Below are 15,329 nucleotides of genomic sequence, written 5' to 3' on the forward strand. Positions count from 1 at the left end.
TGAGACAGCCCTTTAACTTGGTGCTTATTAGTTATTTCCAGATTGATCATGAGGCACCGTGACGGTTGCAGTTTTAACCGTTTTGTTGCCCGCTTTATCGGTAGCCGTGTACGTAATGGTGTAGATGCGTGGTTTTTCCGCAAGAGTGATTGGGTTCCTGATCATATTGTCTTATCGAAACGGTGCATCAAGGAACCAACACTTGCGGGCACCCAACAAAATTATTGAATACTTGTAATTGGTGCTATTTCAGCCGCAATATCTGTCTCTTGTAACATGGAAGTTATTTTTTTGATGTCATAAGACAGCACTCTATCTTTTTCCAAAAACGGTACCTGTTCGCGGCACTTGGCATAAATCCACTTTGTCCCTTTGCCAAGAAGCTCGGGATTTCTAAAGTCGATAGCTTGAGAAGCACATAAAAGTTCAATAGCGATAACTGAGTAAGCATTTTCTACAATTTGCTTCGCTTTTCGGGCTCCGATCGTCCCCATACTCACGTGATCCTCTTGATTGCCTGAAGATGGAATTGAATCGACACTGGCTGGATGAGCTAAAGATTTATTTTCGGATACCACTGAAGCGGCAGCATATTGAGCAATCATAAACCCAGATTGAAGACCACCATGTTTCGTCAAAAAGGGAGGTAGATTACCATTTAAATGCGGATTTACTAAGCGCTCGATCCTTCTCTCGGATATATTGGCTATTTCTGACATGCAGATGGATAAAAAGTCCATGGCCAATGCGATCGGTTGCCCGTGAAAATTACCGCCAGAGATTACCCTCTCTTGCTCCTCGAATATGAGTGGATTGTCAGTTACTGAATTCATCTCCACCTCAATTTTATCCAATACATAAGAAAGTGCGTCACGGCTTGCTCCATGCACCTGCGGTATACAGCGAAGAGAGTACGCATCCTGAACCCTTAATTCCCCTTGATTTGTCATCAATTGGCTTCCCATCGTCAGTCTTTTTATATTTTCGGCAACCTGCAGTTGGCCTTTGTGCGGTCTAATTTCATGCGTTTGCGCATCGAAAGCGTCCCTAATACCTAATAATGCTTCGCAACTTAGAGCTCCCGTCGCATCCGCCCATTTCGCCAAATTCAAAGCGTCATAACTGGCAATTGCCCCGACCGCGGTCATGACTTGGGTTCCATTAATTAGCGCAAGTCCTTCCTTAGCTTCTAAAGATATCGGTTGAATGCCCGCCAATTTCATTGCCACTCCGCCATCAAGGCGCCGACCTTCGTAAACCGCCTCACCTTCTCCAAATATGACTAAAGCTACATGCGACAAAGGAGCCAAATCGCCACTGGCACCGAGCGAACCTTTCTCTGGCACAACCGGAACGACATCTTTATTCAGCATCTCGATCATCGTTTGGACAACCTCAAGCCGGATGCCCGAGTAACCTAACGAAAGCGATTTGATTCGAAGCAGCATAATCGCCCTAACGACTTCTACAGGTAATGCTAGACCTATACCGCAAGCATGACTGCGAATGAGATTTGCCTGAAGCTCTTGTGTATCTTCACTTGAAATATAAGTATCACTGAATTTACCAAATCCGGTGGTAAGTCCATAAACCGTTTTTTTCTCTCGAAGGAGCTTTTCCACATAAGTTCTGCTGCGATTAATTTTTTCCACGCTCGTATGATTCAATACCACTTTGGCCTTGTTTCGAGAGACTTCAACTACATCTTTTAATGTTAGTGTTATTCCACTACCTACTAAGATATCTGTCTTTAATGTCTGCATCATAATCTCTCCTCGTATGAAAATATAAAAAGGAGCCAATACCAAATAAGGTATCGGCTCCTAAATCACTAAAATTACTAATAGCCTGGTTTATTATTAAATTCACTTACAATGTTTCATGTGCAAAGAATAGTCATTAGTCACTAAATATCTAAATATCTAAATATGATTAAATCCATAACCAAAGGCTTCATGCTCAAAACCCTTTTTGGGAGCACCAATGGTTCCGTAAATAGATACAGCAATCCACTCACCGCTTTGCTCAGAAGATTCTCCCAACTTACCGCGAACAATGGAGAATGTCAGCCCTACGGTTCGCAATATATCACCAAACTGTACCATACCTCTGCCAACTCCCTGAAGAGCTTCAATGATAGCGTGGTATAAAGCGTGCACTTCGTGATAAAGATCTTTGTTAATAATATGATTGTTTTTAGCCGTCGTTTCTATGGCTGCGATAACTTTGTTTAAATCCATCGCTCCAACTTTGCCTACAACGTATCGATAGCCTTTTTCTTTCAACTCATTTTCAACATCTTCATTCCATGAATGATCCCTCAAAACTGCCAATAACATAGACAATTTACCGATCGGAAAAGAGTTATTTCCTGGACTTGTCATTGGATCCGCCTCCTAAAAATCTTATTTCATACTTTTTGAATCCAATGCATCACTGAGCTACATTAGCTTTAATGTAATCCAACTGTTTTAACTTTATATAGCGCTTACATGCAATAATTAAGCGTTGATGACAAACCTGATCATTGATTGTCTGTTGCTTTTATTTCAATAAAAAACAAAAAAAGATCGTGTTAAAAGTAAGCAGATACTTAGCGTATCCCAATTACTTTAGCCCCGATCTTCTAAATAACTAATTTCTAAACGACTGAACTGTATAATGAAATATAACATGGTGGTTGGTTGATGTCAACAAGAAGAGAACATTAACGAAATGACACTACTAGGTTCAGAGTTTTCATTTTCGCCTATTGTTTTTGGCTTTCTTCATACATGAAACCCCTCGCTATCCGATTTTATCTTTTTCGCAAAAAGTAATGGTAAAAGCGGAAATATGATCCGATAAAAAAAGAAAAACCGCCATTTAGGCGGTAATGAATCGGACTATTTACTTGTTACCTGGCAGCAGGGAACATTCCGGTAGAAATGGCAATGCGGTTCCAAGCATTAATCGTATTGATCGCCATGATAAGAGTTACATATTCCTTTTCGTCAAAATGCTCCCTTACTTTCTCATAAACGGCTTGTGGTACACCATTCTCCGAGATTCGGGTCACGGCTTCTGTCAACTCTAGCAATGCTCTTTCTTTGTCGGAATAAAAGGGGGCTTCACGCCATGCAGTGAGTAAATTAATCCTTTGCTCGGTTTCACCCATGTTCCGCAGATCCCTTGTATGCATGTCGATGCAATAAGCGCAACCGTTGATTTGTGACGCTCTTATTTTGATAAACTCATATAACTTTTCATCTAAACCGCTTGATTTAATAAAACCTTCCAGCTTCAGCATCGTTTGCAATGCTTCTGGATTTACCTTGCTATGCGTTAATCTAACTTCCATGTGAATCTCCTCCATAAACGATTGAATTTTGGTTTGCCTCTATAAGACAAATAAGTCCGGAGATTTGTGACAATCCAGCACGGAAGAAATATGTTCCAGTTTATCTGGATTCAAAATCAGAAAAACCTGATTTGCTTTCAACTGATTCTCATCCATATCAAAACAAATAACCATATCAGCGATTTGATCCTTTACGAGCACAAGACCGGTTTGACCGTTGATGAGAATTGGAAGCCATTGCCCCTGTAGCGAGCCTTTCGCTGCAATACCTTCGAAGAGGGACTGAATACGTTGCTTGCCGAATATGGTTTTGAGAGCTGCTCGTCTTTTTCCACCACCATCTGAAATCAGCACGGCATCATCGGTCAGCAAGGAGACAAAATCTTTAAAGTTCCCTGTATGGACAGCATGCAAAAATTTCTTTACAAGTGGTTCTGAGTCCTCGAGTTCCTCCCAATTCCGCTCCCTTCCTTGGTTGACTTTCACTTTTGCTCGACTATAGATTTTACGGCAATTACTTTCAGTTTTATTGAGCATTTCTGCGACCTCACCGTATTCATAGCCAAGCACTTCTCTTAGCACGAATACAGCTCTCTCCACAGATGACAACTTTTGCAGCAGTACCAGGAAAGCATAGGAAATGGTTTCGTCTTGAACGACCTGTCCTATGGGATCATGGTTGTTTTCCATAATCAGCGGCTCAGGCAGCCAATCACCAACGTAAATTTCTCTTTGCTTGCTAGCCGATTTCAAGTAATTCAGGCAGCGGTTGGTCATCATTTTGACTAAGTAAGATTTCAGGTTGCTGATGTTATCTGTATCTAACGTTTTTAGAGATGTAAACAGATCCTGCATCATATCTTCCGCGTCTGACACAGAGCCTAGCATCCGGTAACCTACTGTGAATAGTAAATGCTTATACGTGCGATAAATCGTTTCGAAGTCCATAAGATACATTTATCTCCAATCTTCTGTAATTATTCCCCTACTTTCAAAAGTAATTCAGTCGCCTTTTGGGAGGCTATTATTACTTATTATAACGATTATTCAAGCCATCGTCCTCAGTTCATGCAACTTTCGCGAAATCGAAATCATGCACATAATAAGGAAAGGACAGGCCGAATGCAATCATTCGTCTGTCCTCTCTGCAATTGCACACCCTTGTGTGACGTCATAATTATTGAGAATTTATAAGTTCAAAACGTTGGTATACCAACCTCAAATTTCACATTATGATCGCTTAAGAATCCAGTTCCCCGGCTGGGATTCGTAACCAAGCTTGTGGTTTACGGCTAGCATAGGCGCGTTGGTAGAGTGATTATTGGTTCGCAGCTGCTTCACACCGTTTGCTTGAGCAAATCGGATGGATATAAGTTTTAGCGCATGAGCGATTCCTTTGCCTCGGTATTCCTTGACCACTCCTGTGAATAACGTGTACATTTCGTTGCCTTGCGGAACAAGACAAGTAATCCCCACAATTGCTTCTCCTGCCATCGCAATAAAAATACAGCGCGAGTCCATCCGACGAACCATAGCGGCGAACGTTTCAAACGGAAAATCAAGCGCGCCTTGAGAGTCTGGCGTGTCGCCTGAGAGCTGCTTCACTACCTGATACAAACGCTCCATATCGTCCTCAAGCGAAAAATGCTCGAAAGTTCGGAATGTAATACCGTGTGCTTCAGATGCCCGAATACCCGTGTCGATCGATTCTAACGGAAACTATGTCAGATCCAGTACAGACTCGAACTGGTGCGACTTTAACGTAAAGCCACGGCGCTCCGCCCAAGCCCTGCCGTTCGGGATTGTTGTCCCGAACGGCAGTCTGCAAGCCGATGGGCTGTTCTTCCTGCATCCAGAGTGCGAGAGCCTCGTCCGCGATGCGCGGCGTCGACAATGATGGTTTGGCTTAAGAATCCTTGCGGTGTCATCCCTGTGGCGTGCAAGAGCTGAGCCATTCCAACGACTTCGTTATTTACAGTAAAGACGATCCTTTTATAAAACGGATACGTTCGTATTCTTGCCTCCTGCATCTCAAACATGTCTTCGCCAAGCGGCACGTTGCTCGTTTGATTGAGCAGCTTACAAACATCTGCCTTATCGGATTGTTCATACGGGCGAATGATGATTTGCATATGAGATCACACTCCTGTTTGATTCTTCAATGCTTTTAGCAAGTAGAAATTGAGCAAGATAGTAGGAGATCATCACCCCGTAACCCGCCCATGAAACCGACGTGACAAACAAATTCCAAGCAAGCAGCGAATCAGACATGAAGAATATAATTGCACCTGCTATGGCAATCCAGCTCCTACTAATAATAGCGCTCCAAATCATGATAGAAATCATGATGACATAAACCAACACCGGGATCCATAATCCAGCATTTCCGCTTGCAAGCATGCCTTCATGAAGTCCACGTAGTAACCAAAAGGAGTATGCCAAAATCGGAATAAGACCAAGTAAATGGAAGGGAGAAAACCGCCAACGAGTCATAAAAGCAGCGACATATACGAGATGCGCGATTAAAAAAGCAACTAGCCCAAACGTAAACCATTGGTTTCCTGATAACAATAAGAAACAATCGCCAATGGCGGAGAGGAATAACCCTGCAATGATTAGATTTTTATAGGGTTTGACAGCATTTCGTATGGTTGCCGCCAGAAAGATCATAAGAATTATTGTTCCTGGCTTTAAGATCCAACGCATCGCCATATTTTCACTTGATAAAGCAACAAGGTAGCCTAGGCCTGAAAAAATAATAGCGACTATTAATAGCTTTCTATACATGGCAATACCTCCAAATCTCCTGTTACATATAACGCTAAATGTGCATCGCCTCCAGCAGCTTGTAGATCATCGCCACAGCTTCCGCTCTTGTCGCCACATTGCTAGAACGAAACGTACCGTCCTCGAAACCGTTTAATATGCCCGCTAATGCGGCTGCGGTAACCGACGGCTTAGCCCAACCCGGAATGTCAGTTTCATCTTTAAATCGAATCGTTTTGCTGTTAGTTAGCGCAACATCTGTCTGAAGCGCCTTGGCGATGAGCACTGCCATCTCCGCTCTCGTAATCGTCTGGTCCGGCTTGAACAGCTTTGCGCCGTTTTCCTCGTAGCCATGGATGTAGCCTGCTTTCACCGCAGCGACTACAGCTGATTTCGCCCACACAGGAATGTTGCTGTCATCGGCAAAAGTTATCGCGCTATCGCTCATCGGCAGCCCAAGCGCATCTACGAACATCTTGGCAAATTGTGCCCGCGTTACCTTTTCCTCGGGGCGGAACGTGTGATCAGGATAGCCCGAAATCACCTTCATGCCGATAAGACGTTCCGTATATGGCGCTGCCCAATGGCCCTCTAAATCCGAAAACACCTTCGGCTCATAAACAAACACGGCAAACTTCGCGAAATGATTGACGTAAGCTGTTACTGTTCCATCGCTGTTCTGCGTTCCTCCAATAAAAATCCAACGCTGTTGCTGCTCGTTGAAATAGTACACTGCGCCTCTTTGCCCTTTGTTGGCATGCTCGGCATCGTAAGTGAATGTCAACTCCACAGGCTTCGCGAACGTACGACCTGTCGTGCTTGTCAATTCAAATGTTGCGGTTAATGATTGCTTACCATCCGCCGCTGGGGCCTGATTTTCAGGCACTAAGGCTACCTTGATGGTGCCTTTTGCCGATACAGCTCCCGCAGGAATAGTTACACGAATTTGGTTTTTCAGCTCCACTTCCGCACTTATGGTCGAACTTATATCTGCTTGTGCTTCGGCTTGATCAGCTGCTTGCTCACTCGTAACGGGCCCGCCGCCGGTATCCGAGCTGCTGTTTGGTCTCGATATGGCAGACGCCTCAACGATCACGTTAAAAGTGACTCTCGCACTTGCGCTATACGTATCATATACATATGCAGTTATGGTGGTCGAGCCTGCTGACTGAGGCATGATGCTCAATTGTCCGTTGCTCACGGTAAGATTCACGATGCCGGGAGTCTGTGCACTCGCCGAGTCGATCCTTAATTGATCTCCCACATCCGTATCACTGGCCAAATCATTCCCATGCAAAGTAAGTCCTTTCCCGGTGCTAATGGTTTTGTCGCTAACGGAAATGGCAGTCGGTTCATGATTGATCGGGATGTCTTTGAACCCCGATTTCAACGAAATTTGAAACGAATCCAAATTGGCGATTTCCAACGGCGAAGCGCTGGTATTGAGTGGATCGGGAGCTAGCGTAAATGTAACCAAGCCGCCACTTGCGCTTTTTGAATATCCGCTTTCATAAGCGATGCTTGGTGAGTTGTTAATTTCAAATTTGACATCTGGATTATTTGTGTGCGCAAAAATTTCGGTAAGACCATCAACAAATTGATGCTGCGCGCCATAAACGGCGAATGTCACATCCACATGCTGAGCATTTGCAGCATTCGCTGATACGCTTTGAATTTCAGCGCTCACCGCTGGGATCGTAGGCTTGCCCCAGTCATTGTATAATTTCGCAGTGTTGTGTGTGTAAATAACGTAACATCTGCAAAAATCATTTTGAATATTATCAGGAACCCAGCTTACTGTGCCATTAGTTACAAAACCGCTTACAATCGTTTTATTCGAAGCATTGTTCATCAAATAATCGTCATGCGTCTGATTGGGGGCCGTCCCTTGATATACGGCTTGTGTTACGGTGCCGTCTGCGTACCTGGCATAAACAGAATCCTGAACGGTCATGTTGCCTTTTTCGATTCGGAAAGTAATGCTTGGGGCGTTGGAGACACAGCCCGCTAAAGCAGCTGCGCCCATAACCAACATTAGCAAAATAAGACAACCTTTAATTTTTGTCGTAAACAACTTCTGTCACCTCTATGAGTTAATTAATCAATGTTTAAAACGATGGCTTGAAACATAACTTAATTTGAAATCAGCTTTATTCCTAATGCAGCAGCAATTCCTTTAGCACCCTCATCCATAACTTGATCATGATTCCATACAAAAGCAGGTCTCAAGACCGGGGCCAGCCTATTCATCCATTTCTTATTTGCATTTACCTGCCAGACATATTGGACATGCGTAATGTTACTTTCTTGTGATAGTTTCCAAACGCCTCTGCCTTCCAATTCACCGGTAGCTTTGATTTCTAAATACCTGGGCTCTTCTTTCCCTACTATTTCCGCCATGAAAGCTAGCTGATAGGAAAGCTTGGTGCGGAAAACATAGTTGTACTTATCGCCAATCCCATCTTGCCTAAAGCCTTGATATATACTCTCAGAACTTACTCCACGCCACCAATCGCTATACTTAAATCCGGCGATGAGTCCCCAAACTTGATGGATATCAGACTCGAATTTCCAATTTGTTTCAAAATTATACTTATACGAAGCCATACAGTCCCCCCCAAAACCGATTCATTTTGCACAACGATAAACAGATATTTAAGTTACGATTGTATCAACCCAAGTTTAAAAACTGTTAAAAAAACAAAAAAAACGACATTCCTCGCAAGGAATTATCGCTCTGCTTAAAACTAAAACTTATACATCCAAGCAAAATTTATACCCAAAGCCTCTAACCGTATGAATATACTTGTGCGCTGCCGAATCAGATTCAATCTTCTTGCGCAGATTGCTAATATGTACCATTACCGTTCGCTCGTCGCTGAAACTATCCCAGCCCCATACCTGCTTGTGCAGCTGTTCCGCACTAAACACTTGGTTCTGATTTTGCAGTAGAAAAAGCAATAGCTGCCGCTCTTTGGCGAACAAATCGATAAACTCTCCCTTCACCAGGACCTCTAAGCTCTGCAAATTTGCCTGCAATTCGCCGCACGTGATAAGCATGTCTTCCTTGTCTCGTTTTTGACCGACTGCCGCCCGCCTCAGATTCGCTTTAACCCGAGAGACGAGCACCATCGGGTCGAACGGTTTGGTCATATAATCGTCCCCGCCGGTATCGAGTCCAGTGATAATATCTTCCGCCTCCCGCTTGCAGCTTAGATAAATAATCGGTATATCCGAGTGTTCCCGAATCCGCCTGCACAGCTCTACACCATCCGTATCAGGAAGCACAATATCGAGCACGATCAGATCCGGTTTTTCCTGCTTAAGTTGTGCAATTGTCTGGCTACCGTCTTTCGCCATAACCACCTGAAATCCTTGATTTCGCAAATAGAGGCCGATCAGTCCCCGAATTTCCTCTTCATCATCGACGATCAATATTTTCGCTGCCTTTGTCATGCGCCAGCTCCTCCTCCATATCGTTCATGACCGGAAGTGTAAAGGTAAACGCGCTACCGCTACCTAACTTACTCTCCACCTCAATCGTACCGCCATGTTGGGCAATAATCTCTTTGCAAATCGCTAGCCCGAGACCCGTTCCGGTCGAACTGTTCTTGCTGGATTCCTTCCCTCTATAGAAGCGATCAAAAACAAACGGCAAATCTTCCTCGTCAATTCCTCTTCCGGAATCCTGAACAGTGACCCTTACACCCAAGTCACCCTTCTCCCGGGAACCGGACTGCTCGACGATAAGATGAATGAATCCACTTGAGGGCGTAAATTTTCGCGCGTTGAACAACAAGTTTGTAACGACTTGCTCCATTCGCAATACGTCAATCCAAACGGGTGCCCCTCTATGTGCAACAGAAGCAGAACGATCAATAAATTCAAAGCTGTATCCTTCTTGCTTAAAAGACAGCTCGTATTTATCGTAGAGCGAGCGAATATACGCTGCCGGGGAAACCGCTTGACAGTCAAAGCGGATTTTGCCTGTTTCTAACTTCGACAGCTCGAACAAGTCGCCGATAATGCGATCTAAGATCAACGTCTTTTCATAGGTCAACCGCAAATACCGATCGTGGTTCTCTTCGTCTACTCGGTCCAAAACCGCCTTCACATATCCTTGAATGAGCGTCAAAGGGGTTCCCAGTTCATGGGAAATATTGGTTAACATATGCCGACGCGACTTCTCCATTTTGACCAATTCCTTATTGACCCGTTGCATGTTCTCGTTGGATTGTTCCAGTGCCTCGGTTCTTTCCTGCACCTTTTCCTCCAGCATTTCGTTCCACTCTTTCAACTGCGCAGACAACGTTTCGACACGCGCAAACGACTTTGAAAATTGATGCGACAAGTTAACTGATTCTATGAATAGGTAAAATAGCATCCCCAGCTGCACCAAATGTCCGTTAGCAATAATCCGATTGTCGAAAAGGACATCATTCAGCGCGAAGACCAAGAACACGGCCACCGCTGCCATATTGAGGCGAGCCCCATCTCTTCTGCGCATGAAAGCTCGCACAAAAACATAGAGAGCAAAGCCTATCAACACAAGAATAACAATTTGAAAATGCAGCATCGTGTAGGTATAAACGGACGCATGTGTTACAAGAACGAACAGACTGTATGCCAATAACACCCCAACAAACAGGTTGCGCAAACCTTTATGCATTTCGGCAGGATACCGGTAATAGACGAACAAGGCGAACATGATCATGCTAAAACTCGCCGACAGATATTCCAAGTGAACCTGTAATTCCCAAGAAATGTGCGGAAACAGGTAAGCAACTAGCGTTTGCCCAGTGACCATTGTCCTAATCCCAATAGCAAAGGAAAAGAATCCGAAAACTAGTGGTGACTTATCCTTTCTGCGTGCCAAGAAGAGACCCATATGGTAAAGCCCCATCGTAAACAAGCTTCCGACGATCAGCAGTTGAGAAGTCATCTCCTTCTCCCGCTCATAAATCACTTCCTGCGAATCACCTAAACGAAAAGCTTCCCACAAACCGCCTTTACGCTGCACAAAATTGGATACTTGAATAACAAGCTCCGTCTGACTACCCTGTAAATGGAAAAATACAGGCTTCGGAAAGTTGGCTGGAACCATTTCCTCTTTGCTCGTTCCGACAACACCGTTCATGGCTGCCAGCCTTCCGTCAATCCATAGTTTATATGCTGTCGCAACACTCGGGACATAGAGCCCCATATCTTTACCGTTGTCGGCAGAGTCTGTACGAATCAGCAGACGGTATGTCGCGTATCCTTGGTTTGACAGCTGCCCGCCGTCCACCCGCAAAGCTTTCCATTCCTTCGGCACTTGCGCATAGGTTGGAGAACTACTGTACGAGCCGCGAGCAAAATCATCTGGCGTCAAAAGTCGGCTCCAGACCAACTCCCACTCGCCATCCAGCTTGGCAAGCCCGCTGTGTTCCCAATTCCACTCTGACAAATCGAGAATGCCTTTCACTGCCTCTGGCTGAGAGCCTTTGCCTAAAGCAGAACCGCCGGGAAGCAGTACACAAAATAACAAGACAAGAAACAGTACATATGGTTTGTAAAATAATTTTCTCATACGGCCTCTCTCTCACAATAATTTATGACCCTTAAAGTAAATTGAAGCGTTTGGTTAGCACCTGCATTACGTTCGCTACACATAGACAAAAACAAAGGGACTTTACCCCACCTTGACGAAGTTTTCGGTGACGTAACCTAACCCCCCAAGAGCTGACATAGTCACTATGTATATTCTTCAAGAGTGTCTCTTTTCCTTTGAGGAGATGCTATACATGCACGATTTTTCAGCAATTTCCGCTTGAAATCGACATATTCCATCATATGAGGAATCCGAACTTTTCAGTCTCATCTAATAGAGGCCGTCGCGCCACCAGCAGCAAAAGAAAAAAAGAGATCAATGCCTGTTAAGGACATCATCTCTTTTCTTTCTTGGTGTTTATGACTAGGGACTATTTTAATGTCTTTTTATCTCTACGAGCAAAACTTCTCCACGACCCTTAGTTCATCAGAAGCTTTGCGAGCAAGGTTAGGTCGGTGGGAGTCAGAACGCCGTCTCCGTCCAGATCGGCCGGCTTCAAGCGCTTCCAATCTGGATCAACGCTACCTTTGCCCAGGTTTATGGAAGCGACGGACAAGTCGCCTACGGATACTTTGCCGTCCCGGTTTACGTCCCCTGGAATAACACGTTCAATGAGAATGTCCAACGAGGCAGAAGCCGCTTCGCTTTCTATGCCCAGAGCGTCGCCTAGCATAACTTTCGATACCGTAACATTCGCTGTACCCGTTTGTTGAATGTTTTTGGCTTTGAACGCGATTGCGATTATGTCCCCATCGCCGGTGAACCCGCAGCAGGACCCTTGGCTCGCTACAATGACCTGCAGCTTGCCTTCAGCTTGTTTAACAGCTCTTACAATGCTGATGCCTTCCCGTAAAGATTGAACGGAAACGTATTTCAGCAATGCAGGATCGAAACTGACAATAATATCTTGAGCGTACACGCTTTCCGTTACTCCCTTTAACCCGTACCGTACCACAAAATCCTCTCCCGGGCTTACGAACCCGGCACCGGTTAACATCGATTCTGCAGCTGTGCTGGAATTGCTGCTCTGCACCATCACAGGAACAGCCACTGACAAATGGCTGTAAGTTGCTGTAATGACCGTCGAACCTACCGACAAGCCGGTTACTTTACCCGCAGCATCCACTCCCGCTATGAGCGGGCTGCTGTTCGCAAACTCGGCATAAGCCGTCACATCCCGAGATGTGTTGTCTGAAAAGAGTGCCGTCACCGCCAGTTGCTGCTCGCTGCCTATGTCAACGGGAGAGGAAAGCCCGCTAAGCTGCAGCAATCGCACCCCGATAGCTTCCACCGTCAGCTCGTAGACCGCGGTTCGCCCTCCGAACGTCGCCGAAATCGCAGCCGTTCCCGCGCTTAATCCCGTTACTAAACCGTAACGCGTCACCGTCGCTACCGCATTGTCGCTGCTTGCGTACTGCACGTCGGCCGTCACATTGCTTTCCGTTCCATTATTGTAGCTTGCCGCTGCCGACAATTGAACTCGATCTCCCTTGATTAACGGAGCGGAAGAGGCCGAGCTCAGTTGAAGCGCTTGGACCGTCCCCCCTACAGCTTTCTCCGAAAGCGAAACGATGCTGTTAGGCGCGACCGTAACCGTAACCTCTCCGGCCGCTGAGCCTGCAATATCCTGTCCCAGCGAGTTCCGTGTAAATTCGCCGCTGCTGCGCACGGAAAACATGCGGCTTCCGACCCCGGTAAGCTTCAATTGGCGCGTTTCGGTTGCGGCGTTAATCAGGACGATTTCCAGCTTTCTGTCGGGCTTTTCGAACGCGACGGTGTACAGATCGGAAACTGACGAAGCATCAGGATGAGCCCCGATCATGACGGAGCCCGGCGGCGCCGCATCATAAAAATGCTTAAGCATGTCATAGACGGGGTACCACGTTTTGCCGCTGTAGCTGTAAATGACCAAGCCTCCGCTATCCGTCGCCGAATACGCGAAGTATTGCAGCAAATTCGCCCTGCTGTAAGTGAGCGAATCGTGAATGGCAACGGCGTTATTCATCGCGCGTGACCATTTGTCTTTGTCCGTTACGATGATCTGGTCTTCTTGCTCGCCGACATGCAGCTTGACGCCGTAAGTCCGGGCCGCTTCCTCGTACCGCTGCAGCCCAGCGACAGATCGCTCGTAAGCGTGATAGGAAAGAGTGTTAAACAGCCTTTGCCCTTCTGGATTCGCATAAGCGTCTTCAAACAAGACGCTTTCCGCATACTGTGCGGCGGATATGGTCGCCGCGTTCGTATCGCCGGCCAAATACTCGGCACGATAACCATTCGCTTCCAGCTTCTGTTTAAGCTTTTGCGTAAGCGACGCGTATCGTGCTGGCGTAATGCCGTTGATATAAACGCCTCCGCCGTTCGGCTCGTTGGCGACCGCAATATAGTCGAACGTCACGCCGTATTGCTGGCGGGCATATAGCAAATAGCCTGCCATGCTTTCCGCGTATTCGTCATCCATATCGGCCGGCAGCGTCATCTGGGCGCCGGACCAGTTGTACCCCGGCGGCTTGCCGACCATCCAGTTCGGAAACCGCCACGAACCGAGCGTCAGCTTCACGCCCCGGTTATAGAGCATTTGCAAAGCTAGCAGTTCCTTATGCACATCTCCTTTGTCTCCCGCTTGAAACTCGCTCCAGTCGAATGTTTGCGAATCGCCGTCGTCGTTCGCTTCCTCCATCAAATACCAGTAGCTGCGAACGCGTATATTCGTCGTTTTCAACTCATCCAGCATCTTGTTCATGTAATTCGGATCGTTCGCCGCGAACAGAGGAATAAATTGCGGATACACGTTGCCGCCCCAGCCCTCGATCGTCTGGTGCCGTTCGGCCGTATCAATATGTACGGTCTCCAGGCTTGGCCCGGCGCTCTCGTAAACTTCGATCTCGAATATGCGCGCCACTGTATCGTATTGACAGCCGTCCGTCACATATACGCGAAGCTTTTGCGTCTGAACGGGCGCAAACGTCAAATCGTTAAACTGCCCGAGCTTGCCGTCCTTGGCATTGTCGGAAACCGCAGCTGCCGTCACCCACCCGGAACCGTCCCAATATTGAATCTCGAAATCGACGAGCTGCCAGCCGGGCGACGTCATATTGCCGCTCCACAGCCGGACGTTATCTATACTCACAGGAGCATTCCACTCCAGTTGAAGCCACTGCGGAGTCTTTGGCGTGCCTGCCGGCGGCGTTGCGTACCATTTGGAGCTCCATCTGCTCGCATTATTGTCCTTGATCCCGTCTATCGCTTTGTCCGGCGTGTCCTGCGCTCCGTATGTGCTGGCCGTTACGGTTGCGCTCGGAGCGATGTTCGCGCCCCCTGACGCTTCGGCCAGAAGATTCGACCACGGCGAAGGAGCAATCAGGCCGATCACAAGTGTAACAATCAACATTATGATTACAGGTAATATCCTTCTTTTCATCAGTTAACCTCCGTTACATTATCATCTTCGCTCGCTTGAAAGCGTTTACTTCTTATTGGAAAGAAAAGGCCCGCCAACCTCGTATAAGCGACCCGAGCCTATTCCCCGATACCTGCAACGCTATTTTTTCTCCCCGAATTTCAGCTTGTACTGATCGGCATACTCTTTCAATATTTTTTGAACGTCAGGATCCGCCTTCAAACGGTTCACGTAAG

13 protein-coding genes are annotated in these 15,329 nt (G+C 46.3%); all 13 read right to left on the reverse strand.

Annotation, left to right across the window (positions count from 1 at the left end):
* Positions 1–27: 27 nt before the first annotated feature.
* The 13 genes from GC102_RS07155 to GC102_RS07215 all read right to left on the reverse strand — a co-directional run bounded on the left by GC102_RS07155 (position 28) and on the right by GC102_RS07215 (position 15,114).
* Positions 28–165 carry a DUF5011/hyalin repeat domain-containing protein gene (locus GC102_RS07155; protein WP_171688856.1) on the reverse strand — a complete coding sequence of 46 codons (138 nt, stop codon included), beginning with the start codon at positions 163–165 and terminating at the stop codon, positions 28–30.
* A 56-nt stretch (positions 166–221) separates the two neighbouring features.
* Complete coding sequence (gene hutH, locus GC102_RS07160; RefSeq protein WP_376769352.1) at positions 222–1,763, reverse strand: histidine ammonia-lyase; 1,542 nt, start codon at positions 1,761–1,763, stop codon at positions 222–224.
* Positions 1,764–1,922: 159 nt separating this feature from the next.
* Positions 1,923–2,384: a histidine utilization transcription antiterminator HutP gene (gene hutP / locus GC102_RS07165; protein ID WP_171688858.1), complete on the reverse strand. Its 462-nt coding sequence runs from the start codon at positions 2,382–2,384 to the stop codon at positions 1,923–1,925.
* 512 nt (positions 2,385–2,896) lie between these two features.
* Complete coding sequence (locus GC102_RS07170; protein ID WP_171688859.1) at positions 2,897–3,340, reverse strand: carboxymuconolactone decarboxylase family protein; 444 nt, start codon at positions 3,338–3,340, stop codon at positions 2,897–2,899.
* Positions 3,341–3,379: 39 nt separating this feature from the next.
* Positions 3,380–4,288: an RNA polymerase sigma-70 factor gene (locus GC102_RS07175; RefSeq protein WP_171688860.1), complete on the reverse strand. Its 909-nt coding sequence runs from the start codon at positions 4,286–4,288 to the stop codon at positions 3,380–3,382.
* A 282-nt stretch (positions 4,289–4,570) separates the two neighbouring features.
* Complete coding sequence (locus GC102_RS07180) at positions 4,571–5,044, reverse strand: GNAT family N-acetyltransferase (RefSeq protein ID WP_171688873.1); 474 nt, start codon at positions 5,042–5,044, stop codon at positions 4,571–4,573.
* Positions 5,045–5,097: 53 nt separating this feature from the next.
* Positions 5,098–5,472, reverse strand: coding sequence for a GNAT family N-acetyltransferase (locus GC102_RS07185; RefSeq protein ID WP_171688861.1), 375 nt, complete (start codon positions 5,470–5,472; stop codon positions 5,098–5,100).
* Positions 5,447–6,127, reverse strand: a complete 681-nt coding sequence (locus GC102_RS07190; RefSeq protein ID WP_171688862.1) for a lysoplasmalogenase — start codon at positions 6,125–6,127, stop codon at positions 5,447–5,449. The genes GC102_RS07185 and GC102_RS07190 overlap by 26 nt, the downstream gene beginning before the upstream one ends.
* Positions 6,128–6,161: 34 nt before the next feature.
* Positions 6,162–8,180, reverse strand: a complete 2,019-nt coding sequence (locus GC102_RS07195; RefSeq protein WP_171688863.1) for an S-layer homology domain-containing protein — start codon at positions 8,178–8,180, stop codon at positions 6,162–6,164.
* Between the two features lie 59 nt (positions 8,181–8,239).
* Complete coding sequence (locus GC102_RS07200; protein ID WP_171688864.1) at positions 8,240–8,713, reverse strand: SRPBCC family protein; 474 nt, start codon at positions 8,711–8,713, stop codon at positions 8,240–8,242.
* A 147-nt stretch (positions 8,714–8,860) separates the two neighbouring features.
* On the reverse strand, positions 8,861–9,562 hold the full coding sequence (locus GC102_RS07205) for a response regulator transcription factor (protein ID WP_171688865.1): 702 nt from the start codon (positions 9,560–9,562) through the stop codon (positions 8,861–8,863).
* The gene (locus GC102_RS07210) at positions 9,528–11,675 is read right to left on the reverse strand and encodes a sensor histidine kinase (protein WP_171688866.1); all 2,148 of its coding nucleotides are present in this window, start codon (positions 11,673–11,675) and stop codon (positions 9,528–9,530) included. The genes GC102_RS07205 and GC102_RS07210 overlap by 35 nt, the downstream gene beginning before the upstream one ends.
* A gap of 439 nt (positions 11,676–12,114) precedes the next feature.
* Complete coding sequence (locus GC102_RS07215; protein WP_171688867.1) at positions 12,115–15,114, reverse strand: Ig-like domain-containing protein; 3,000 nt, start codon at positions 15,112–15,114, stop codon at positions 12,115–12,117.
* Positions 15,115–15,329 lie beyond the last annotated feature (215 nt).

This window comes from Paenibacillus germinis (genome assembly GCF_013141785.1).
Classification (GTDB): domain Bacteria; phylum Bacillota; class Bacilli; order Paenibacillales; family NBRC-103111; genus Paenibacillus_E; species Paenibacillus_E phytorum.

Bases quoted from the DNA above. Each gene is read 5' to 3' on its own strand.
- GC102_RS07155 (WP_171688856.1), bottom strand. From the start codon at position 165: ATGATCAGGAACCCAATCACTCTTGCGGAAAAACCACGCATCTACACC.
- hutH (WP_376769352.1), bottom strand. From the start codon at position 1,763: ATGCAGACATTAAAGACAGATATCTTAGTAGGTAGTGGAATAACACTA.
- hutP (WP_171688858.1), bottom strand. From the start codon at position 2,384: ATGACAAGTCCAGGAAATAACTCTTTTCCGATCGGTAAATTGTCTATG.
- GC102_RS07170 (WP_171688859.1), bottom strand. From the start codon at position 3,340: ATGGAAGTTAGATTAACGCATAGCAAGGTAAATCCAGAAGCATTGCAA.
- GC102_RS07175 (WP_171688860.1), bottom strand. From the start codon at position 4,288: ATGGACTTCGAAACGATTTATCGCACGTATAAGCATTTACTATTCACA.
- GC102_RS07185 (WP_171688861.1), bottom strand. From the start codon at position 5,472: ATGCAAATCATCATTCGCCCGTATGAACAATCCGATAAGGCAGATGTT.
- GC102_RS07190 (WP_171688862.1), bottom strand. From the start codon at position 6,127: ATGTATAGAAAGCTATTAATAGTCGCTATTATTTTTTCAGGCCTAGGC.
- GC102_RS07200 (WP_171688864.1), bottom strand. From the start codon at position 8,713: ATGGCTTCGTATAAGTATAATTTTGAAACAAATTGGAAATTCGAGTCT.
- GC102_RS07205 (WP_171688865.1), bottom strand. From the start codon at position 9,562: ATGACAAAGGCAGCGAAAATATTGATCGTCGATGATGAAGAGGAAATT.
- GC102_RS07210 (WP_171688866.1), bottom strand. From the start codon at position 11,675: ATGAGAAAATTATTTTACAAACCATATGTACTGTTTCTTGTCTTGTTA.
- GC102_RS07215 (WP_171688867.1), bottom strand. From the start codon at position 15,114: ATGAAAAGAAGGATATTACCTGTAATCATAATGTTGATTGTTACACTT.